Below are 19,983 nucleotides of genomic sequence, written 5' to 3'. Positions count from 1 at the left end.
CTACGCGACGTACGCGTCCGGGCGATCGTCGAGTCGCCGTCGACGTCGCGTCGAGACGTCCTCCCTAACGTCCCGTGGCAGTGAGTTGCCATCACCATCGGGAGGTGTAGATGCGAGTCCTCTTCGTAGCTGCGGCGGGTCCGCACGTGCCATGGATCGTGCCATTGAGTTGGGCCTTCCAATTGGCGGGCCACGAGGTCAGGGTGGCCGTCCGGCCGCAGGGTGTGGACGCCGTCAAGGCCACCGGGTTGGTCACCGTGTCCGTGGGTGACGAGGCCGTCATCCAACAGGCCCAGAGCCGGCACGGCGGCCTTGCCTACAAGGGCACCCCACGCAACATCACCGGCAACTGGTTCGCCCGGCCGGAACTGCTCGACAAGGAACTGCGGGTGGGCATGGCCAGGCGGTTGCTCGCGGCGGCGGAGGCGACGGCCGAGGACACCGTCGCACTGGCGCGGTCCTGGCGGCCGGATCTCGTGGTCTACGACACCGTCGCCTCGGCCGGGCTGGTGGCGGCGGCGGCGGTCGGGGTGCCGGCGATCGGGCACACCGCCGGTTACACACTCGACTTCGACTACCGGGGCGAGCCGGAGCTGTGGGAGGCCTACAAGGGACTGTTCGACCGGTTCGGTCTCGAAGCGATCTTCCCCGAGATCCTGGTCGACCCGTGCCCGCCCAGCCTGCGTGACCCGTACCGCATTCCCTGGGCCGGCATGCGGCTGGTGTCCTACAACGGTCCGGTGGTGGCCGAGCCGTGGCTGGTGCCCTCCGGGGGCCGACCCCGGGTGTGTCTGACCTCCGGCATCACCACCACCGTGCTCGACCCGCTGACCGGCAGGATCGCGCGGGCGGTCCAGAAGATGGGCGCGGAGTTGGTCATCGCCGTGGAGCGGGCGGACCGGGCCGGCGTCGCGGAGAGCCTGCCGGACATCCGCGTCGTCGAGTCGTTTCCGCTGAGCGTCCTGCTGCCCACCTGCGACGCGGTCATCCACCACGGTGGCCTGGGCACCGGTATGCACACCGCCGCCAACGGCGTTCCGCAGGTCACCCTGCCGCAGAGCACCTCACAGGACTTCTGGGCCAACAAGGTCGAGCAGTTCGGCCTGGGCGTCTCGATCGCCGATCCGGAAGCCGCCGACGAACTCACCCTCCAGCAGGCGCTGGAGACCGTCCTGACCCGGCCCGAGTACCGCCAGCGTGCGCTGGCCCTTCAGCGGGAGGTCGCCACGACACCATCACCGGCCAGCGTGGTCAACCTCCTGGAGGACTGTGCGGCCGGCGCGGACATCCGGACCAGTCCGCTGGTGGCTTCCGCCTGACGACGGGCCGTGAGGCCCATGCGATAGGAGATCCCCGACGTGACGACAGACGACGCCACCTACGACGTCACCATCATCGGTACCGGGCTGTCCGGCACCATTCTCGGTTCCATCCTGGCCCGGCACGGCTTCCGGGTGATACTGCTCGACGGCACTCAGCATCCGCGCTTCGCGGTCGGTGAGTCGACGATCGGGCAGACCCTCTCGGTGATGCGCCTCATCGCCACCCGCTACGGCGTGCCGGAGATCGCCAATCTGGCGAGCCTCGACGGGGTGCTCACCCACATCAGCAGCGCCCACGGGCGCAAGAGCAACTTCGGTTTCGCGATTCACCGCGACGGTCAGGAGCCGGACCCGCGGGAAACCAACATGTTCCGCATCCCGACCGGGATGGGGCGGGCGGCGCACTACTTCCGCCAGGACACCGACGCCTACATGTTCCACACCGCGATCGGGTACGGCTGCACCGCCCGCCAGAACTACCGGGTGGAGAAGATCGACTTCGCGGACGACGAGGTGACGGTCACCGGCGCCGACGGCAGCGTGCACCGCAGCCGGTACCTCGTGGACGCCAGCGGGTTCCGGTCGCCGCTGGCCCAACAACTGAGCCTGCGGGAGACGCCGAGCCGGCTCAAGCACCACGCGCGGTCGATCTTCACGCACATGATCGGCGTCGAGGCCGCGGACGACCATCTCGGTTTCGGGCCGCAGGACCAGCCGCCGGTGCCGTTCAACGACGGCACCATGCACCAGATCTTCGAACGCGGGTGGATGTGGATCATCCCGTTCAACAACCGGGAGGGTGCGACCAATCCGTTGTGCAGCGTGGGTATCCAGCTCGATCCGCGGCGCTACCCGGCACGCCGTGACCTCACCCCCGAGCAGGAGTTCTGGACCCACGTCGACCGGTTCCCGGCGGTGAAGCGGCAGTTGGCCCACGCGCGCAGCGTGCGCGAGTGGGTCAGCACCGACCGTATGCAGTACTCCTCGTCCCGTACGGTCGGGGGGCGCTGGTGCCTGATGTCGCACGCGGGCGGCTTCATCGACCCGCTCTTCTCCCGTGGGCTGTCCAACACCTGCGAGGTCATCAACACGCTCGCGTGGCGGCTGATGGAGGCGCTGCGCGACGACGACTTCTCCGCCGAACGGTTCGCCCCCGTGGAGCAACTGGAGCAGGGGTTGTTGGACTACAACGACCGACTGGTGAACTCGGCGTTCATTGCCTTCAGCAACTACGACCTGTGGAACGCGGTGTTCCGCATCTGGGCCGCGGGTAGCGTGCTCGGCGGCAAGCACGTGCTCAACGCCATGATCGCCGCGCAGCGAACCGGTGACGACGGGCCGTGCCGTCGGCTGGACGACAGCCCGTATCCGGGCCTGTGGTGCCCGGTCGACTTCTACGCGGAGCTGTTCGACGAGCTTGTCGCCGCCTGCGCGGCGGTGGACGCCGGCACGCTGGAGGCGCAGCAGGCCGCCGACCGGATCAACGAGAAGATCCGGGCGGCCGACTGGATGCTCCCGCCACTGGAGTTCAACCGGCCCGAGGTGCGCTACATCGATCCGACCCCGGACAGGATGGGCGCGATCGCGGGGTGGGCCGCCAACCATCCACGACGGGCGATCCGCGAGTTGCTGGCCGACGCCGCACCGACGCACTGATCCACGAGGAGAAACATGACTGTCGATGTTGCCATCGTCGGGTGCGGACCGGTCGGTGCGTTTCTCGCCGGTGAGTTGCGACTGGCCGGCGTACGGGTCGTGGTGCTGGAGCGGTCCGTCGAGCCGACGGTGCACTCCCGCGCGTTCCGGCTGCAGACCAGGACCCTGGAACTGCTCGACTACCGGGGGCTGCTCGACCGGTTCGTGGCGAACGCCATCAGGATCCCCAAGACGCACTTTGCGGCGATCCGACCGCCGCTGCTGGACCTGGACCTGCTGGACACCGAGCATCCGTACACGCTGGGCATCCCGCAGGCGCGCACCGAGGCGTACCTGGTGGAGCACGCGGCCGGGCTGGGCGCCGAGATCCGGCGCGGCCACGAGATCACCGGACTGGAACAGACCGGCGACGGGGTCGTTCTGCAGGTGAACAGTGCCGACGGCCCGTACTCGCTCACGGCGGCCTACGTCGTGGGCTGCGACGGTGGACGCAGCCTCGTCCGCAAGGCGGCGGGGATCGGGTTCCCCGGGGTGCCCGGCACCGTGAGCGCGCTGCTGGGCGACGTCACGCTCGGCGATCCGGACGCCTTCCCCTCCGGCATCCCCGGTACGTTGCGCACCCGGTCCGGCCTGATCATGGCGGTAGCCATGCCGGACACCGGCATCCGGGTGTTCACCTGTGAGTTCGACCGACCGGTGCCCGACCGGGACGCGCCGGTGAGCCTGGACGAACTGCGGGCCGCGGCGACCCGGGTGACCGGGCTGGAGATCGAGATGAGCGAGCCGACCTGGCTCGCCCGCTTCACCGACTCGTCGCGGCTGGTGGACCGGTTCCACAGCGGCCGGGTGTTCGTGGCCGGCGACGCGGCACACGTCCACTTCCCGATCGGTGCCCAGGGCCTCAACCTCGGCATCCAGGACGCGATGAACCTCGGCTGGAAGCTGGCCGGTCAGATCCACGGGTGGGCGCCCGGTGACCTGCTGGACAGCTACGACCGGGAGCGACGCCCGGCGGCGGATCGGGTGATCCTGGAGACCCGGGCACAGCTCGCGCTGATGAACTCGGACGAACGGATCGACCCCCTCCGCGAGGTGTTCCGGGAGCTGCTCGCGATCGACGAGGTCAACCGGCACCTGTCCCGGATGTTGACCGGGCTGGACGCGCGCTACCAGCCGGAGCCGACCGCAGCGGTGCACCCGCTCGTCGGGCGGCTGGCCCCGCCGCTGCGGCTGCGGACCGCCGCCGGGCCGGTACGGCTGGCGGAGCTGCTCAGGACCGGCCGGCCGGTCCTGGTCGACCTGGGCGACGAGCCGTCGGTGGCCACCGCGGCAGCCGGGCACCGTGACCGCGTCGATGTGATCGCGGCCCGGGAAGAGGACGGGGCCACGGTGGGCGCGCTGCTGATCCGGCCGGACGGGTACGTCGCCTGGGCCGCCGCGCCGGACGTGGCACCGGCAGCGGTCGAATCGTCGCTGCCGGCCGCGCTCGCGGCCTGGTTCGGACTGGCCACGGCTGCGGTGCGCTGACCGGCGAAACAGCAGGGAGTAGGACGGTGGCCGGGTTCGACTGCATGAACCCGGCCACCGTCCTGATGTCACCGCAGAGGCGGCCCGAACCAGGTCTCCAGCGCGACGCCCAGCTGGGCGGCCCCGGTGACCGGGTCGCCGGCCCAGCAGACGTAACCGTCCGGCCGTACCAGGAAGGCGTCCGCGAGCGGTACGTCCGGGTCGGCCACCGTGCCGGTGACGACGTCGACCCGGTCCTTCCACGCCGTGGTCGCATCGACGGCCGGTGCCGTCCCGTCGAGGAGCACCAGCACCCCGTGCCCACGGTGGAAGTACTCACTCAGGTAGCGCCGGGTCTCCGCGGTGACCAGGGGCACATCCGGCATCCGTCGCCCGATCATGGGATGCTCACCGGGCAGGTCGTACCTGATGTCCAGCGCCACGCCGAGCCCGGCGAAGTGCCGGTTGACCTGCGGCATCCGCAGCAGCTCGGTGAAGGTGTCGCGCAGCGGCTGCAGGTGCGGGTCGGGATCGAGCAGCACGACCTGGAGCCGGGTGTTGCGCAGCACCAGCTCGCCCACCGGGTGGCGCTCGACGTGGTACGAGTCCAGCAGCGCCTCGTCACCCCAGCCGTGCACGGCGGCGCCCAGCTTCCATCCCAGGTTCATCGCATCCTGCAGCCCCATGTTCATTCCCGGACCGCCGGCCGGGAACGTCACATGCGCGGCGTCGCCGGCCAGGAACACCCGCCCCTGCCGATATCGCTCGGCCTGCCGGGAACTGTCGGTCAGACGGGTCAGCCACTCGATGTCGCACAGCCCGAAGTCGCTCCCCGCGATCTCGGCGAGCGCGGCCCGCATCTCTTCCTCGGTCACCGGGGCGCGGCGGTCGGGGAAGGTCCGCCCATACCAGAAGACCATGACGCGGTACAGCCCCGGCTCGAAGAGCGGCACCGCCGAGAACCAGGCACGTTTCTCGGGCCTTACCACGCCGTACGGGCGCAGCGGCCCCATCCCCTCGCCCACGGGCAGTTCCCCGCTGAACTTGGCGTCGGCCAGCAGCACGGCCAGGCTCGGTTCCTGGCCGGGGAACCCGATGCCGGCGAGCTTGCGGGTGGTGCTGCGCCCACCGTCGCAGCCGACCAGGTAACGGGACCGGATCTGGTACTCGCCGTCCGGCCCGCGGATGCCGGCGGTGACCCCGGCGTCGTCCTGCTCCAGCCGGATCAGCTCATGCCCGCGCCGAATCTCCGCACCGAGCCGGCGGGCCCGCGCGGTCAGCAACTCCTCGACCTCCACCTGCGTGCGGTACAGCCCGTACGGATGGCGGCTGTCGAGCGCCTCGTACACCAGCGGCGACGGCAGGCTGGCGAAGTGGCCGCCGCGTAGCTTCGGCGCACCGTCGAGGAGCTCCTGGTGGGCTCCCCGGAGCTCGAACTCCTCGATCGTGCGGGCATGCAGACCCAGCGCCTTCGGATGACCGAACGGCTCGGTCATCCGCTCCACGACCAGCGTCCGGACCCCCGCGACCCGCAGCTCACTGGCCAGCATGGTGCCGGCGGGGCCGCCACCGACCACCAGAACGTCGACCTCCATCGACTGTCTCCCTCCTAGACGACCGACACCTCGAACATCGCTACCGATCCCCGCACCCGCAGCTGGTAGCTCTCGAACCGGGCCGCGAGGGCGGCGTCGAGGTCGGCCAGCGAGTCGTTCCTGTTGCTCATCACCTCGTCCTCGTTGAGCGACTCGAGCGCCTTCGGGGCGAGCCGCCCGTGCCGTACCCCGTGGGTCAGGACGGTGGCACCGAAGATGCGTCCACCCGGTGCCACGTAGGGCAGGACGTGGTCGAAGACGACGGCCTTCTCGGTGATCCCACCCGGCATGCAGTGCAGCAGGAAGTTCATGCCGACCGAGTCGAACCGGGCGGTGCCGAGTTCGAGCGGTTGCAGCACGTCGCGGCGGTACATGACCGGGCGGTACCGGGCGAGCCGACCGGCCGTCTTGCGCAGGACCTCCTCGTTGAGGTCCGCCAGGACCAGGTGGGGCCGGTCGACGGGGAACGCGCAGCGGTCCAGGAAGAAGCCGGTGCCCGGGCCGAGGTCCAGGTGGCGACGGCCGACGTTGCGGTCGTACTGCCTCAGCATGTACCGCCGCGGGCAGTGCCACACGGCCGAGCAGACGAAGCCGAGCACCCACAGGTCGTACGCGGCCAGGATACGTCTGCTGTACACGGCCGCGCCGGCCAACACCTGGTCGGGTACCTCGGCGACGACTCCGGCGTCGGAGCCGTCAGCGGGGTGCGTTGGCATGGCGGGGTCCTCCCCGCGGATCGGGTCGGTGCGCGTCATGCTTCCGCCCGCTCCTCGGCGTACGACTTGGCCAGCCGCAGATTGCCCATGCTGTTCGCGCTGAGCACCTTGCGCAGGTACCGCCGGGCCTTGGTGACCGTGGTGCCCTCGCCGAGCAGGTGCAGCCCCTCAGGGCGGATCGTGCAGGTGTGCCGGGCGCCCAGGATCAGCCCCTCCGGGGTTTCCGTGAACATCCAGTGCCCGGCGTGCGCGGTCATCGTCGCGGGCGGCTGGGTCTGCTTGTAGACGATCTTCCGGTTCGGCAGGCAGATGCGGACCGACCGGGTGGTGTGCTCCGACCCGTCGGCGGAGACCGTGTCCATGTCGAAGAACTGGATGTTCGGCACCTCCTCGGTCATCGCCAGCCGCACCACGTGCGGGATGCGGTCCGGCCACTTGTCCGCCTCGTAGAGGTACGTGTAGGCGTCGCTCACGGAACCCGCCACGAACAGCGGGTCCTCGAAGGAGATGATCAGCTCGCTGAGCTCGTCGCGGTGCTCGGCGGCGTGGCGGAGGGTCTCCAACTCCGCACGGCTGTCCCGGCGCAGCAGGTCGATCCGGCGGGTCGCCTCGGCGGGATCCGCATCCAGCAGCTCGAACTCGAGACGCAGCACGGCCAAGGTGCTGCCGTCCGGCTGTTCGTCCAGGGTCCAGGCCCCGCGTACGTCTGCGAAGGGCGGCTCCGCCGGTTCGTGCGTGAACACGGTGCGCCGCCCGTCCTCCTCGGTCGCACGACGCTCACGCCAGGTCCGTACGGTGTCGAATCCGGTGACGTACCACCGCTGGACCAGGTCACCGGATGCGTCCCGGGCCAGGTGTTCGGCGTGCACCGCCGGCCGATGCAGTTGGCTCCAGCCGGCCAGGTCGGTCACCAGGTCGCGGCACACCTGCCACGGCGCGCGGATCGAAGCCTTCTCCTCGACAACATGGGTAGTCCTCGTCAACACGGGTGGTCCTTTCGGTCGTGACAGTTGCGGGCCATGGTTGCCACGGTTGACGCGGGTACTGGAGGCGTGGTGGAGCACCGGTCGACAGCGGGGGCGTGAACGACGCTCCACCGCGGTTCGAGACGATCGGCACAGGCTGAGCCGGCGCGCGCCTGGAACCTCAACCGCCTGCCGTAACGGAGTGGCCATGCCAGCACAGCTCGACCTGCCCACCGCAGACCTCACCTTCGAACGCCTCTACGTCGAGGTCCAACAGTTCTACGCACGACACATGCACCTGCTCGACGCCGGTGCGGCGCACGAGTGGGCGCAGACCTTCACCGAGGACGGCACCTTCGAGGCGCCGACCCTGGACGAGCCGACCCGGGGCCGGGCCGAGCTGATCGCCGCGATGAGCCGTACCGCAGCGGAGCTGGCCGCGGCCGGCGATGTCCGTAGGCACTGGCACGGCATGCTCGACGTCCGCCCGGGGGCGGACGGCACCATCGCGGTCCGCTGCTACGCGCTGGTCTTCTCGACGCTGCTCGGCGGTGCTCCGCGCCTGTACCGTACCTGCGTCTGTGAGGACGTCCTGGTGTTCGAGGACGGGCAGCTGCGGGTGAGGTCGCGGCGGGTGACGCGCGACGATCTGGCCTGAGCGCGACACGTACGGCGACGCCCCGTCCGATTCTCGGACGGGGCGTCGCCGCTGGACGGGGGAGCCCCGGACTCCCGCTGAGATCGGCCCTCGGACGGTGGGACTCGACCAGCTAGGCGGGTACGACGCAGGTGAACATGTGCAGGTAGGAGTTGACCGGCTCCACCCTGCCCAGCGTCAGCCCGGCCTGCCCGATCAGCGCTTCCAGCCCCTCCCGGGTGTGCTTGCGCCCACCGACGTTGAGCAGGAGGAGCAGGTCCATCGCCGTGGTGAACTTCAGTTCCGGGCTGCCGTCGATGAGGTTCTCGACGATGACCACCCGAGCGCCGGGCCGGCCGCTCGACGCGATGGCGCGCAGGGTCGCCACCGTGCTGTCGTCGTCCCATTCGAGGACGTTCTTCACCAGGTACAGGTCGGCTTCCACCGGGACCTCGCGTCGACAGTCACCGGCGACCAACTGGACCCGATCGCCGAGTGGGCCGCCAGGACGCAGCCACGGGTCCGCGTTGGCGATCACCTCGGGCAGATCGAACAACACGCCGCGCAGCGTCGTCGAGCGCTCCAGCAGGGCGCGCAGCACGCCGCCCTGGCCGCCGCCCACGTCCGCCACCACGGCCACCCCGTGCAGGTCCAGCACGTCCGCGAGTGCTCGCGCGGACAAGGCGCTGGCCTGGGTCATCGCCCGGTCGAACACCGCGGCCGACTCCGGCGCGTCCTCGTGCAGGAACTCGAAGAAGCTCTTGCCGTGCAGGTCGCCGAACTGGCTGCGTCCCGCCCGGACCGCCTCGTCCAGCCGCGGCCACAACTCCCATGTCCAGGGCTCGGTCGCCCAGAGCGTGGTGTACCGCAGTCCACTCGGCGTGTCCTCGCGGAGCAGGCGGGAGGCCTCGGTGTGCGCGAAACGGTCGCCGTCCACCTCGGCGAAGATGCCATGGCTGGACAGGCCGCGCATCAGCCGTCGCAGCGCGCCGGCGTCGGCCTTCACCGCCCGCGCGATCTCCTCCACGGACGCCGGGTCGTCGCCCAGCGCGTCGGCCACGCCGAGCCTCGCCGCGGCGCGCAGTGCCGCGGCGCACGCGGCACTCAGCGCCAGTTCACGTAGCTGCCGGGCGGCCTGCGGCACCTTCATGTCGGTCATGACTGCGACGCCGCGTCGCCGTGGCTGGAGCGCAACTCGTACGGCGAGAAGTCTACCCTGGCATTCTTGATCACCTGCTGTAGCGGCGTGCGGAAGCCCTCCGTGCTGGTGGCCTGGCGATGCGCGGCGGCGTCCTGCCAGTGTGCGATTTCCATGTACACCTTCGGATCGTCGGCCGACTGGTACAGCTGGTGTGAGCGGAAGCCCGGCTGCTGTGCCATGTACTCGGAGATCTGGGCCAGCGCCTGCTCGAACTCCTCGACGTCCCCGGTGACCGTCATCCGGTCGATGAAAATGAACACGTGGTCCTCACCTTCAGCTCTGTCCTGCAGGGATGAACTCCGATCGGCCCGGACCGCTGCGTTGCGGTGCCGGTCGAGCGTCTGGTCGCGCAACTCGCGCCGACGGACCTTGCCGGTGGCCGAGCGCGGGATCTCGTCGACCAACTCCACCTGGGCCAGGTGCTCGTAATAGGGGAGCCGGTCGTTGACGTACGCCATCAGGTCGGCCGGACGGGTGGCGTCGTCGCGGACCACGGCCAGTCCGTAGGCCACGGCCCCGCTGAATGTGTCCGGGTAGTCGAAGACGACACAGTCGGTGACCGCTGGATGCCGGCGCAACTCGCGTTCGATGGTCGTCGGCGCCACCAACCAGTTGTCCCGCTTGAAGACGTCTTTGAGTCGATCGACCAGAAAGAGGTAGCCATCCGGATCGCACCGACCGATGTCGCCGGTCGCAAACCAACCATCGGCGTCGATATCCCGGGAGCGTTCGTGACCGAGGTACCCACGCATCAGCTGAGGACCCCGCACCTGCACCTCGCCCTTGCCGCCGGTCAACACCACCGCACCGGTGTCCACGTCGACGATCCGGCACTCGGTGCCGGGCACCGGCCGCCCGCAAGAACCCGTTCGGGGCCGGTCCAGGTCGCCGAGGTGAGTCGACGGTGAGGTCTCCGCCAGGCCGTATCCCTGCACGACCGGCACCCCGAAGTGGTCACTGAGCGTATCGACGGCCGACTCGGGCATGGCCGAGCCGCCGGACAGTACGGCTCGCAGGGAGCTGATCCGCATCATCGGCAGCCGTGGTTCCACCGCCAGCCGGGACAGTCGCACGGGCAGGCTGTACAGGTGGGTCGCGCCGCATGCGTCGGCGGCCCGCACCGCCTCGGCGAGATCAGGCTCCGCGCACAGTACGTGGGTCGCCGTCGAGGCCAGCCCGATGGTCAGGTGCATCAGGTGGAAGGTGGGCAGGTAGTTGAAGAGCACCGAGTCGTCGGTCAGCCGGTGGCCGTACACCGTCTGCGCGGCGTTGACGGTGAGGTTGCGGTGGGTCAGCTGCACCGCCTTCGCCGGCCCGCTCGTCCCGCTGGTGAGTTGCAGGCAGGCCACCGCGTCCGGCCTGCCGGCCGGTGCGGGTGCCGTGGTCGTGGTCGTGGTGGCGTCGATCAGTTCCCGCAGCGTGGGAACGTCCCGGTCGGCCGCCACACCCTCGTCCCGGTGGGTCAGCACCAGGTGGGTCAACCCGGGCAGCCGGTGCCGCACCCGCCGAATCCGGCGGCACATCTCCGGTGTCGCCACGACGGTGCCGGCCCGGACAGTGCTCAGCGCGTGGACCAGACCGTCCTCCCGCAGCAGCGGGTTGACCAGCGCGCTGACGTTGTCGGCCCGCGCGATTCCGAAGAACCCGACCGCGAAGACCGGGTCCAGCACGCCGGCCAGCGCGACCACCTGGTTCGGCCCACCAGTCAGGGCGCGCAGCGCAGCCGCACATCGAGTCGCCAGCCGGTCCAGTTCGGCGAAGGTCAGCGCGTCGGCGCTGCAGCGCAGCGCGATCCGGTCCGGTGCCAGTCGTACCGCGCGGGTGAGGAGTGCGTCTACGCGTCCGTCGATCAGGCGCGCGATGGTGCGATCCAGCGGCGCACCGCGGACGACGCCGTCCTCCTCCATGCTTGTCTCGGACATCGGTCGGTCCGTCCGTTCTCAGAGATGCCGGACCGCGCCGTGCGGCCCACAGGCGACCCTTCGCCTCTCCGCTCGACGCCGGGTCGAGATGCGAGCGACGATCAGGACCGCCGGATCACCTGGCCCGGACTCCTCGGCCCCTTGCCGGGTTGACGGTCCACTGTGCCCAGGGGCGATGGCGCGCTGTGCCCTCGGGAACACTCACCCGCCCAGTTGGCTCGCTCTACCTGTCACTCAGAGCGTCGTAGGTGTTACATAGCGGCATGATGTTCCGAGTGCTCGGTCCATTGGAAGTCACCGTGCAGGGCACCATCGAGACGCCCACGGCGACCAAGGTGCGCTGGACGCTCGCCCTGCTGCTGCTCCGGGCCAATCAGGTCGTCAGCCGCGCCTCGATCATCGCGGAGTTGTGGGGCGAGCACCCGCCACGCAGTGCTGTCACCACCGCACAGACCTACGTCTACCAAATTCGCAAGAAGTACCAGCATCGGTTCTCTCAGCTCGGCTGGGGCGAGTTCGTGCAGACCCGCTCGCCCGGATACCTGCTCAGGGTGGACGAGGCGGAGATCGACGCGTGGGTGTTCGAGCGGCTGAGCGAGCAGGGGCGTACGTCGCTGGAGTCCGGGCACGTCGAGCAGGCCGCGCGACAGCTGCACGGGGCGCTTGCGCTGTGGCGCGGGCCGGCGCTGGCCGACGTGCCGGCCGGGCCGTTGTTGACGCCGCACGTCACGCACCTGGCAGAGATCCGGACCCGGACCCTGCGGCTGCGCATCGTCGCCGACCGGCGGCTGGGCCGGCACCACGAGCTGATCCCCGAACTCCAGTTCCTGGCGGCTGCCAACCCGATCGACGAGTGGTTCCACCAGCAGTTGATGATCGCGCTCACCGAGACCGGCCGACGCGCCGACGCCCTCCAGGTGTACGAACGGCTCCAGTCCACACTCGGTGCCGAACTGGGCGTGGCACCCTCGTCGCGGCTGTGTCAGCTCCAGCACGACGTTGTCGCCGGCGTGCCGTGGACGCTGGACCCGCAGGCTGAACTGGACCTGGTGGTGCCACGGCAACGGACCGGGCCGTCATGACGAGCACGGTGGGCCCGGCCGGAGCGCCACAGTCGACCGCCGTGCCGGCATCGGGTGACATGGGGAGCCGCGCACAGAGGCCGGCGCGAAAAGCGTCCCGGCGCCGGTCGTTCGACGGACGGCCCCGCCCCAACAGCCCTCGAGGCCATCTCGATCGGGAACCCCCAGGATCGTCTGTATCGCAGCCCCATGCAGAAGGGATCGCCATGCTGTTCACGGCAGGGGAAGTTACCTACCTGCGGACACAGTCCCTGGGCCGCCTGGCCACCATCGGTGGCACCGGCTATCCGCACTGCGTCCCGGTGCGGTTCACGTACAACGCGGACTGGGACACCATCGACATCACCGGGCGCGGGTTGGGCAGCAGCCGGAAGTACCGTGACGTGCGGGCGAACGGCAGGGTGGCCTTCGTCGTCGACGACATCACGCCCGACTCGCCACCCGCGTTCCGCGGCCTGGAGATCCGGGGTGAGGCCGAGGCGCTGCCGCCCGCCGGCGGCACCGGCGTCGACCTGATCCGGATACACCCGATCCGGATCATCGCCTGGGGAATCGACTCGGGGTGGGAGTCAGGGGCGGTGGGCCGCACGGTCGGTGGCACGCTCGCCGACCGTGGAGCGCGGCGATGACGATCCGGGTGTGGGACTATCTGCCGGAGTACCACGACGAGCGCGCGGACATCCTGGCTGCGGTGGCGCGGGTGTTCGAGTCCGGCCAGCTGATCCTGGGTCCCGGTGTGGCCGGGTTCGAGGTGGAGTTCGCGGCGTACCACGGTGTCCGTCACTGCGCCGGCGTCGACAACGGCACCAACGCGATCAAGCTGGCGTTGCAGGCGCTCGGAGTCGGGCCGGGCGACGAGGTGATCACGGTGGCCAACACCGCCGCGCCGACTGTGGTGGCAATCGACGGGACGGGTGCCAAACCGGTCTTCGTGGATGTGCGCGAGGACGACTTCCTCATGGACACCGACCAGGTCGCGGCCGCGATCGGCCCGCGTACCCGGGCCCTGCTCCCGGTGCACCTGTACGGCCAGTGCGTCGACATGGCACCGCTGCACCGGCTGGCTGCCCGGCACGGCCTGTCCGTGCTGGAGGACTGTGCCCAGGCACACGGTGCACGCCACCACGATCAGCTGGCAGGCACGATGGGCGACGCTGCGGCGTTCTCGTTCTATCCCACCAAGGTTCTCGGCGCCTATGGTGACGGAGGCGCCGTGCTCACCAGCGACGAGAACATCGACCAGAACGTCAGGCGCCTGCGTTACTACGGCATGGAGGACCGCTACTACGTGGCGCAGACTCCCGGCCACAACAGTCGCCTCGACGAGTTGCAGGCCGAGATCCTGCGGGGCAAGCTGCGTCGGCTCGACACGTACATCGCGCGGCGTCGGGCGGTGGCCCGACGCTACACCGAGGCACTGGGTGACCTCGCCGAACCGGGCGGGCTCGTGCTGCCGACGGTGGCCCCGGGCAACGAGCATGTGTACTACCTGTACGTGGTCAGGCATCCCCGCCGGGACGAGATCATCGAGCGGCTGCGGGCGTACGACATCGCGCTGAACATCAGCTACCCCTGGCCGGTGCACACCATGACCGGGTTTGCGCACCTCAGGTACGCCAAGGGCGCGCTGCCCGCCACCGAGAGGCTCGCTGGTGAGGTGTTCTCCCTGCCGATGTACCCCATGCTGTCGCCCGATCGGCAGCAGGCCGTGATCCGGGCCCTGCGTGACGTGCTGACCGGTTTCTGAGACCACCCGAATGGTACGGAGGGAGCACCATGCCGACAGAGTCGGTGGCCGTCACCTGCAAGGTGTGCGGTGGAAGAGTCCATGAGTTCCTCGATCTGGGACGGCAGCCGTTGTCCGACGCGTTCCGTGAGCCGGACAGCGACGTCCCGGAGTTCTTCTTCCGGCTCGCCGTCGGGCGGTGTGAGGCGTGCGCGATGGTGCAGCTGACGGAGTCGGTTCCGCGGGAGAAGATGTTCCACGAGGACTACCCGTACCACTCGTCCGGGTCTGCGGTGATGCGCGCGCACTTCGCGAGCGTCGCGCAGCGGTTCCTTGACACCGAACTCGCCGTTGCGGATCCGTTCATCGTCGAGATGGGCTGCAACGACGGCGTCATGCTCAGCACGATCAAGCAGGCCGGCGTACGTCATCTGGGCTTCGAGCCCTCCAGTGGAGTGGCCGAGGCGGCCCGCGCCGAGGGCATCCGGGTGCGCACCGTGTTCTTCGAGGAGGCGACGGCGGCGCAGGTCCGTGCTGAGGAGGGGCCGGCCCAGGTCATCTACGCGGCGAACACCATGTGTCACATACCGTACCCGGCATCGATCTTTCGCGGTGTCGATGCGCTGCTGGCGCCGGACGGCGTGTTCGTGTTCGAGGACCCGTACCTCGGCGATCTCGTGGCGAAGACCTCCTTCGATCAGATCTACGACGAGCACTTCTTCCTGTTCAGCGGGCACTCGGTGCGGGCCATGGCGGAACACTACGGGTTCGAGCTGGTGGACGTGGACCGCTTGCCGGTGCACGGTGGCGAGGTCCGCTACACACTCGCCCGGGCCGGGAGGCGCGCGCCAAGCCCGGCCGTCGCCGAGCTGCTCGCCGAGGAGGATGCCGACGGCCTGTCCGACATGCAGACCCTGCGCGGCTTCGCCGACAGCGTGCTGCGGATACGCGATGACCTCATGGAGCTGCTGCGCCGGCTCCGCGCCGAAGGATCGGTCGTGGCCGCCTACGGCGCCACGGCCAAGAGCGCGACGGTTACCAACTTCTGTGGCATCGGGCCCGAGCTCGTCTCCTACGTGTGCGACAGCACACCTGCCAAGCAGCACCGGATGACGCCCGGCAAGCACATCCCGGTGCGGCCGCCGGCAGCGTTCCGTGACCCGTACCCGGACTATGCGCTGCTGTTCGCCTGGAACCACGCCGACGAGATCATGGGGAAGGAGCGGGAGTTCCGGCGCTGCGGTGGGCAGTGGATCAGCTATGTGCCGGACGTCCGGGTGCTGTGAGAGTATCGAGAGGAACTCATGTCAGAGTACGACGTCCCGGCCCCGTGCCAGGCCGGTTCCGCGGTGACGACGACCGAACGAGACGCCTCGCGGTCGGTTGCGCCCGGCAACCTGGACACCACGATCACCATGCCCGGCCGCGAGTTGCTGACCGTTCTAGCGCGACACCTGCCCGCGTTACGGTCCATGGCCACCCCGAACGACCGGGACGGTACGTTCCCCGTCCAGACCTTCCGGGACTTCGCGCGCGACGGCGTGCTGGGCGCGACCGTGCCCGTCGAGTTGGGTGGGATGGGCGTCAGCCGGCTGCACGACGTGGCCGTCGCGCTGCTGCGGATCGCCGAGGCGGACGCCTCCACCGCGCTGGCCCTGCACGCCCAGTTCAGTCGGGGGATCACCCTGACATACGAGTGGCGGAACGGCCCCCCGGCCACTCGTGATCTTGCCGAACGGCTGCTGCGGTCGATGGCCCGCGGCGAAGCTGTGGTGTGTGGCGCGGTGAAGGACCATCCAAGCGCGGTCACCCAACTGCGCCCCGACGGCTCCGGCGGCTGGTTGCTGTCCGGCCGCAAGATGCTCGTGACGATGGCGCCGATCGCGACGCACTTCGTGGTCTCCGCCCAGGCACCCGTCGCCGGGGGGCCGACGCTGCTGCTCGCCCCCATCGTGTCCCGCAACGCCCCGGGACTCTCCGTCATCGATGGCTGGGAGGGACTGGGCATGCGCGCGTCCGGCACGCTCGACGTCGCGTTCGACGACTGCCCGGTGCCGGCCGGCGACGTGCTGGCGCGCGGCAGTGTGGGCGCGCACGGCGACGCGGCCCTGGCCGGACACGCGGTGAGCTCCATCACCATGCTGGGCATCTATGCGGGCGTCGCCCAGGCGGCCCGCGACCTTGCGGTCGACACGGTCGCCCGCCGGTCGACCATCCCGTCGGCGGCGAAGCGGACCCTGGTGGCCGAGATCGACGCGCGACTGTACGCGCTGCGGGCCACGGCGTCGGCCTCGCTGGTGAACGCCGACGAGTTGTCCCCGAACCAGGAGATGGACGCGGAAGAACGGGGACGGCGCATGATGACCCCATTCCAGTGTGCCAAGCTCATGGTCAACCAGTTGGCGGCGGCGGTGGTCGACGACTGCCTGACCGTGGTGGGCGGGGCCACCTATGTGGCGGACCACCCGCTGGCCCGGCTGTACCGGGATGTGCGCGCCGGCCGCTTCATGCAGCCGTACACCTACGTCGACGGGGTGGACTACCTAAGCGCGCAGGCACTGAACCTGGAACGGGACAACAACTACGTGAGCGTACGGGCCGCCCCGCCGGTGGATGGTCGCTGACCGTGGCGCTGCCACTCACCTGCGGGCCATGCCGGAGGGAGTCAAACACGCGAGGTAACCGTTCAGCCGCTCGGCGAAATGGTCCTCCGCGGCGAGTCCGATGTGCCCGTCCGGACGTATGAGAAAGAGCACGTCGTCGTCGTTGACGCCGTAGGTTTCCTGTAGCGCGTCAGCGGTCGAGGACGACTCGTTGCGAACGTCGAGTATCCGGGGGGCATCCGCCGGGCAACACTGGTCCGCAATGACACGGCATCCCTTGGTCGCCTCGTCACCGAACGCGAGAGCGGTGAGGTTCCCCTCTCGCATGAACTCGAACAACCGAAGTTGCGAGCCATCCGAGAGCCTCAGCGGCGCGTCCGGTGCCCGGTCACCAGCTTGAACGATCCCCGGAGTCTGCCGGGTCTCCACGCTGAGTCGACGTCCACGGTAGTTGTTCCGCAGTTGGAAGATGTCCGCCACCTCGCCGCGGTCATCGGGTGCTGCCAGTCCCTTCATCAGGCGTGCTGCGATGGGTCGACGTTCTTCCTCGTAGCTGTCCAGCAGCTTCTCCGGTGCGCCCCGCAGAACAGCTGCGATCTTCCATCCGAGGTTGTGTGAGTCTTGGACAGCGGTGTTCAGCCCTTGTCCGCCAGCCGCCGGAAGAGCATGCGCGGCGTCTCCGACGAGGAACACCCGGCCGACCCGGAATCGGCTCGCCAGCCGTTCGTTCGCTCGATGCTCGGTGCCCCAGAGCACCTCGTCGAAGGTCACCGCGACACGGTCGGACCGCTCATCGAACAGACGCTGGATCGTGGGTAGATCGGGAACGGGATTGTCGCCCGGTAGGAGCGGGGCAACGAACTGGAAGGTGTCCGTTCCCGGCAGCGGGCAGATGGACACGCGGGCTGCCGGGTTGTCGGGGCGCGACCAGTTGTGCCAGTACGAACGATCCAGCTGGGTCGTTCGTACGTCCGCGGTGAGGAACCGCTGATCGTCACGAGTCACCCCGTCGAACGCCACGCCAACGAGTTTCCGTGCGGTGCTGGCCGCGCCGTCCGCGGCGATGACGTAGGGCGAGCGGATGTGTTCCGTCCCATCGGGACTACGGATCGTGGCGATGGCATCGGTTTCGTCCTCAGCGAGCGCGATGAGTACCGAGCGATACTCGACCTGCACGCCGAGCCGCCGTAGGGCGCCACGGAGGATCTCCTCGGTCCGCCACTGCGGAATCATCCAGGTTTCAGGATAGGGAACCGCTGGAGTGGCGGCGGGCTGACCCATTCCCAGCATCTCGTAGATCGACTTCTCCCACGACAGGTGCCCTGCCCGGTAGCTCCGCCAGCGCGGAAAAGGCCCTCCGGATGAGGTTACTTCCTCGACGACGCCGAGCGTCTCGAAAACCTCCAACGTGCGGGGTTGGATTCCCTTCGCACGCGAGCCCGACGAGGGCGACACCGCCTGCTCGACAAGGCGGACGTCGACACCGCGACGCGCGAGTTCACACGCGGCGACCAGACCCGCCGGTCCGGCACCGACGATCAGAACGGGAAGACTCACCCAGGCATTATGTCGTCATCCCACGGTTGATGCGGCACGGTGGTGTGGATCTAACTTGATCTTCAACCCTTGCGTCGTGGCGGGACTGCGTAGTTTTCCGTGTTCAGCCTGGGTGTGGTCCGGTGGGCGGTGCCGTTGAGGGCGAAGTACCGCACGGCGGCGAACTCGGCCTCGCATGCGGTCGCGGATGCGGTAGTGCAGCGTGCCGATGGGTCCTACGTCACCTGTTGTGGGGGGGCCAGCGTCGCATCGACGTTGACATGTATCGATGTCTGCGTTAACTTTCCGAATCTGAACTCAGTGTCAGTGGCCGTCGGGACACCGTGTCGTGCCCCCTGATCTCCCAGGTCGATGGACAGGTTGGCTCCACCGATACAACGGTTCACACGTTATGCACGTGCCGTTACGGCCTGTGATCGGGCCGCCGGCGCCCGACCCAAGGAACTGTCGTGACCACTTCGCTCACCCCCGTACAGAATCCACCCACCGTCCGTCGACTGGCTCTGCTGTCCCTGTCCGTCGTGGTGGTGGTCGCCGGCACGTTCGTGGTGGCGCGGTCCTCGTCGGCCGCCTCGTCGACTGCCGCGCCACGGGCAGCGGCGACGCCCACCACACCGCCCGGGTCCTACCCGGGTCCCGGCCGGGTCACCGGCGATGTCGGGGTGCACGACCCGACGATCGTGGTTCGTCCCGGTGGTGGTTACCTGTTGGCGCACACCGGTGACAACATCGCTCTCAAGACCTCGAGTGACCGGACCGCGTTCCGTAACGCGGGTGCGGTGTTCCCCAACGGTGCGCCGTGGACCACGACGTACACCGGTGGCAGTCGCAACCTGTGGGCGCCGGATCTGTCTTACCGTGATGGCCGGTACTGGCTGTATTACTCTGCCTCGACGTTCGGGTCGAACCGGTCGGCGATCTTCCTGGCCACGAGCACGACCGGTGCCTCCGGTAGTTGGACCAACCAGGGTTTGGTGATCGAGTCCCGGACGTCCGACAACTTCAACGCGATCGATCCGAATCTGGTGGTCGACGCCTCCGGCCGGTGGTGGCTCAGTTTCGGGTCGTTCTGGTCGGGCATCAAGATGGTGGCGCTCAACCCGGCCACCGGGAAACGCTCGGATACGACGGTGCGCAGCATCGCGGGACGTAACGGAGGCGCGATCGAGGCGCCGGTGATCGTGCGGCACGGCAACTACTACTACCTGTGGGTGTCGTTCGACCGGTGCTGCCAGGGTGCGGCGAGCACGTACCGGGTCATGGTGGGCAGGTCGACCTCGGTCACCGGCCCGTACGTCGACCGCAACGGGGTGGCGATGACCTCAGGCGGCGGCACCCAGGTGCTCGCCGGACACGGCAGCATCCACGGACCCGGGCACCAGGCGGTGTTCACCGACACCGACGCCGAGGTCCTCGCCTACCACTACTACGCGAACAACGGCGCCTCGTTGCTGGGCATCAACCTGCTCGGCTACGACACCGCCGGCTGGCCGTT

Annotated in this window: 16 protein-coding genes; 10 read left to right on the top strand and 6 right to left on the bottom strand. The window is 69.2% G+C overall.

The genetic code is table 11. The features are described from left to right. Nucleotides 1-110 precede the first annotated feature (110 nt). Genes GA0070216_RS22850 through GA0070216_RS22840 form a run of 3 tightly spaced genes read left to right on the top strand, consistent with a single transcriptional unit; the run spans nucleotide 111 to nucleotide 4,505 of the window. Nucleotides 111-1,319 carry a nucleotide disphospho-sugar-binding domain-containing protein gene (locus tag GA0070216_RS22850; RefSeq protein ID WP_342670785.1) on the top strand — a complete coding sequence of 403 codons (1,209 nt, stop codon included), beginning with the start codon at nucleotides 111-113 and terminating at the stop codon, nucleotides 1,317-1,319. 39 nt (nucleotides 1,320-1,358) lie between these two features. Beyond that, nucleotides 1,359-2,978: an NAD(P)/FAD-dependent oxidoreductase gene (locus tag GA0070216_RS22845; RefSeq protein ID WP_218108260.1), complete on the top strand. Its 1,620-nt coding sequence runs from the start codon at nucleotides 1,359-1,361 to the stop codon at nucleotides 2,976-2,978. A gap of 15 nt (nucleotides 2,979-2,993) precedes the next feature. Continuing rightward, complete coding sequence (locus GA0070216_RS22840) at nucleotides 2,994-4,505, top strand: FAD-dependent monooxygenase (protein ID WP_091249937.1); 1,512 nt, start codon at nucleotides 2,994-2,996, stop codon at nucleotides 4,503-4,505. 68 nt (nucleotides 4,506-4,573) lie between these two features. On the opposite strand, the gene GA0070216_RS22835 is transcribed toward GA0070216_RS22840, so the two are convergent. Genes GA0070216_RS22835 through GA0070216_RS22825 form a run of 3 tightly spaced genes read right to left on the bottom strand, consistent with a single transcriptional unit; the run spans nucleotide 4,574 to nucleotide 7,781 of the window. Beyond that, the gene (locus tag GA0070216_RS22835; protein ID WP_091249933.1) at nucleotides 4,574-6,079 is read right to left on the bottom strand and encodes an FAD-dependent monooxygenase; all 1,506 of its coding nucleotides are present in this window, start codon (nucleotides 6,077-6,079) and stop codon (nucleotides 4,574-4,576) included. Nucleotides 6,080-6,093: 14 nt separating this feature from the next. Further along, a complete protein-coding gene (locus tag GA0070216_RS22830) occupies nucleotides 6,094-6,795 on the bottom strand; it encodes a class I SAM-dependent methyltransferase (protein WP_218108259.1) in 702 nt (233 codons plus the stop codon). A 35-nt stretch (nucleotides 6,796-6,830) separates the two neighbouring features. Then, a complete protein-coding gene (locus GA0070216_RS22825; RefSeq protein WP_091249930.1) occupies nucleotides 6,831-7,781 on the bottom strand; it encodes an aromatase/cyclase in 951 nt (316 codons plus the stop codon). Between the two features lie 187 nt (nucleotides 7,782-7,968). Between GA0070216_RS22825 and GA0070216_RS22820 the strand changes: the two genes are divergently transcribed. Next, on the top strand, nucleotides 7,969-8,418 hold the full coding sequence (locus GA0070216_RS22820; RefSeq protein WP_091249926.1) for a nuclear transport factor 2 family protein: 450 nt from the start codon (nucleotides 7,969-7,971) through the stop codon (nucleotides 8,416-8,418). Nucleotides 8,419-8,530: 112 nt separating this feature from the next. Here the strand turns inward: GA0070216_RS22820 and GA0070216_RS22815 are convergent, their stop codons facing one another. Together GA0070216_RS22815 and GA0070216_RS22810 are read right to left on the bottom strand one after the other, a co-directional pair. Continuing rightward, the gene (locus GA0070216_RS22815; protein ID WP_091249922.1) at nucleotides 8,531-9,556 is read right to left on the bottom strand and encodes a methyltransferase; all 1,026 of its coding nucleotides are present in this window, start codon (nucleotides 9,554-9,556) and stop codon (nucleotides 8,531-8,533) included. Then, a complete protein-coding gene (locus GA0070216_RS22810) occupies nucleotides 9,553-11,520 on the bottom strand; it encodes an AMP-binding protein (RefSeq protein WP_091249918.1) in 1,968 nt (655 codons plus the stop codon). Before GA0070216_RS22810 ends, GA0070216_RS22815 begins: the two co-directional genes overlap by 4 nt. 263 nt (nucleotides 11,521-11,783) lie before the next feature. On the opposite strand from GA0070216_RS22810, the gene GA0070216_RS22805 reads away from it, so the two are divergent. The 5 genes from GA0070216_RS22805 (at nucleotide 11,784) to rubN8 (ending at nucleotide 16,952) form a co-directional block, all read left to right on the top strand. Continuing rightward, nucleotides 11,784-12,602: an AfsR/SARP family transcriptional regulator gene (locus tag GA0070216_RS22805; protein WP_091249915.1), complete on the top strand. Its 819-nt coding sequence runs from the start codon at nucleotides 11,784-11,786 to the stop codon at nucleotides 12,600-12,602. Nucleotides 12,603-12,808: 206 nt separating this feature from the next. Then, a complete protein-coding gene (locus tag GA0070216_RS22800) occupies nucleotides 12,809-13,231 on the top strand; it encodes a PPOX class F420-dependent oxidoreductase (RefSeq protein ID WP_091249912.1) in 423 nt (140 codons plus the stop codon). Next, a complete protein-coding gene (locus tag GA0070216_RS22795) occupies nucleotides 13,228-14,349 on the top strand; it encodes a DegT/DnrJ/EryC1/StrS family aminotransferase (RefSeq protein WP_091249909.1) in 1,122 nt (373 codons plus the stop codon). The genes GA0070216_RS22800 and GA0070216_RS22795 overlap by 4 nt, the downstream gene beginning before the upstream one ends. A gap of 29 nt (nucleotides 14,350-14,378) precedes the next feature. Next, a complete protein-coding gene (locus tag GA0070216_RS22790; protein WP_091249904.1) occupies nucleotides 14,379-15,614 on the top strand; it encodes a class I SAM-dependent methyltransferase in 1,236 nt (411 codons plus the stop codon). 63 nt (nucleotides 15,615-15,677) lie between these two features. Further along, the gene (rubN8, locus tag GA0070216_RS22785; RefSeq protein WP_245722652.1) at nucleotides 15,678-16,952 is read left to right on the top strand and encodes an amino sugar nitrososynthase RubN8; all 1,275 of its coding nucleotides are present in this window, start codon (nucleotides 15,678-15,680) and stop codon (nucleotides 16,950-16,952) included. A gap of 15 nt (nucleotides 16,953-16,967) precedes the next feature. Here rubN8 and GA0070216_RS22780 read toward each other — a convergent pair whose 3' ends face one another. After that, nucleotides 16,968-18,488, bottom strand: a complete 1,521-nt coding sequence (locus GA0070216_RS22780) for an FAD-dependent monooxygenase (RefSeq protein WP_091249898.1) — start codon at nucleotides 18,486-18,488, stop codon at nucleotides 16,968-16,970. A 449-nt stretch (nucleotides 18,489-18,937) separates the two neighbouring features. On the opposite strand from GA0070216_RS22780, the gene GA0070216_RS22775 reads away from it, so the two are divergent. Further along, nucleotides 18,938-19,983 (top strand): arabinan endo-1,5-alpha-L-arabinosidase (locus tag GA0070216_RS22775; protein ID WP_218108258.1); only part of this gene is annotated, 1,046 nt, incomplete at its 3' end.

Source organism: Micromonospora matsumotoense (assembly GCF_900091525.1).
GTDB classification, from domain to species: Bacteria; Actinomycetota; Actinomycetes; order Mycobacteriales; family Micromonosporaceae; genus Micromonospora; species Micromonospora matsumotoensis.
This window is presented reverse-complemented; position numbering and strand designations above follow the sequence as displayed.

Excerpts from the sequence above, each read along its gene's own strand:
- GA0070216_RS22800 (WP_091249912.1), top strand. The coding sequence starts at position 12,809 with ATGCTGTTCACGGCAGGGGAAGTTACCTACCTGCGGACACAGTCCCTG.
- GA0070216_RS22790 (WP_091249904.1), top strand. The coding sequence starts at position 14,379 with ATGCCGACAGAGTCGGTGGCCGTCACCTGCAAGGTGTGCGGTGGAAGA.
- GA0070216_RS22805 (WP_091249915.1), top strand. The coding sequence starts at position 11,784 with ATGATGTTCCGAGTGCTCGGTCCATTGGAAGTCACCGTGCAGGGCACC.
- GA0070216_RS22820 (WP_091249926.1), top strand. The coding sequence starts at position 7,969 with ATGCCAGCACAGCTCGACCTGCCCACCGCAGACCTCACCTTCGAACGC.
- GA0070216_RS22830 (WP_218108259.1), bottom strand. The coding sequence starts at position 6,795 with ATGCCAACGCACCCCGCTGACGGCTCCGACGCCGGAGTCGTCGCCGAG.
- GA0070216_RS22850 (WP_342670785.1), top strand. The coding sequence starts at position 111 with ATGCGAGTCCTCTTCGTAGCTGCGGCGGGTCCGCACGTGCCATGGATC.
- GA0070216_RS22795 (WP_091249909.1), top strand. The coding sequence starts at position 13,228 with ATGACGATCCGGGTGTGGGACTATCTGCCGGAGTACCACGACGAGCGC.
- GA0070216_RS22835 (WP_091249933.1), bottom strand. The coding sequence starts at position 6,079 with ATGGAGGTCGACGTTCTGGTGGTCGGTGGCGGCCCCGCCGGCACCATG.
- GA0070216_RS22840 (WP_091249937.1), top strand. The coding sequence starts at position 2,994 with ATGACTGTCGATGTTGCCATCGTCGGGTGCGGACCGGTCGGTGCGTTT.
- GA0070216_RS22815 (WP_091249922.1), bottom strand. The coding sequence starts at position 9,556 with ATGACCGACATGAAGGTGCCGCAGGCCGCCCGGCAGCTACGTGAACTG.
- GA0070216_RS22810 (WP_091249918.1), bottom strand. The coding sequence starts at position 11,520 with ATGTCCGAGACAAGCATGGAGGAGGACGGCGTCGTCCGCGGTGCGCCG.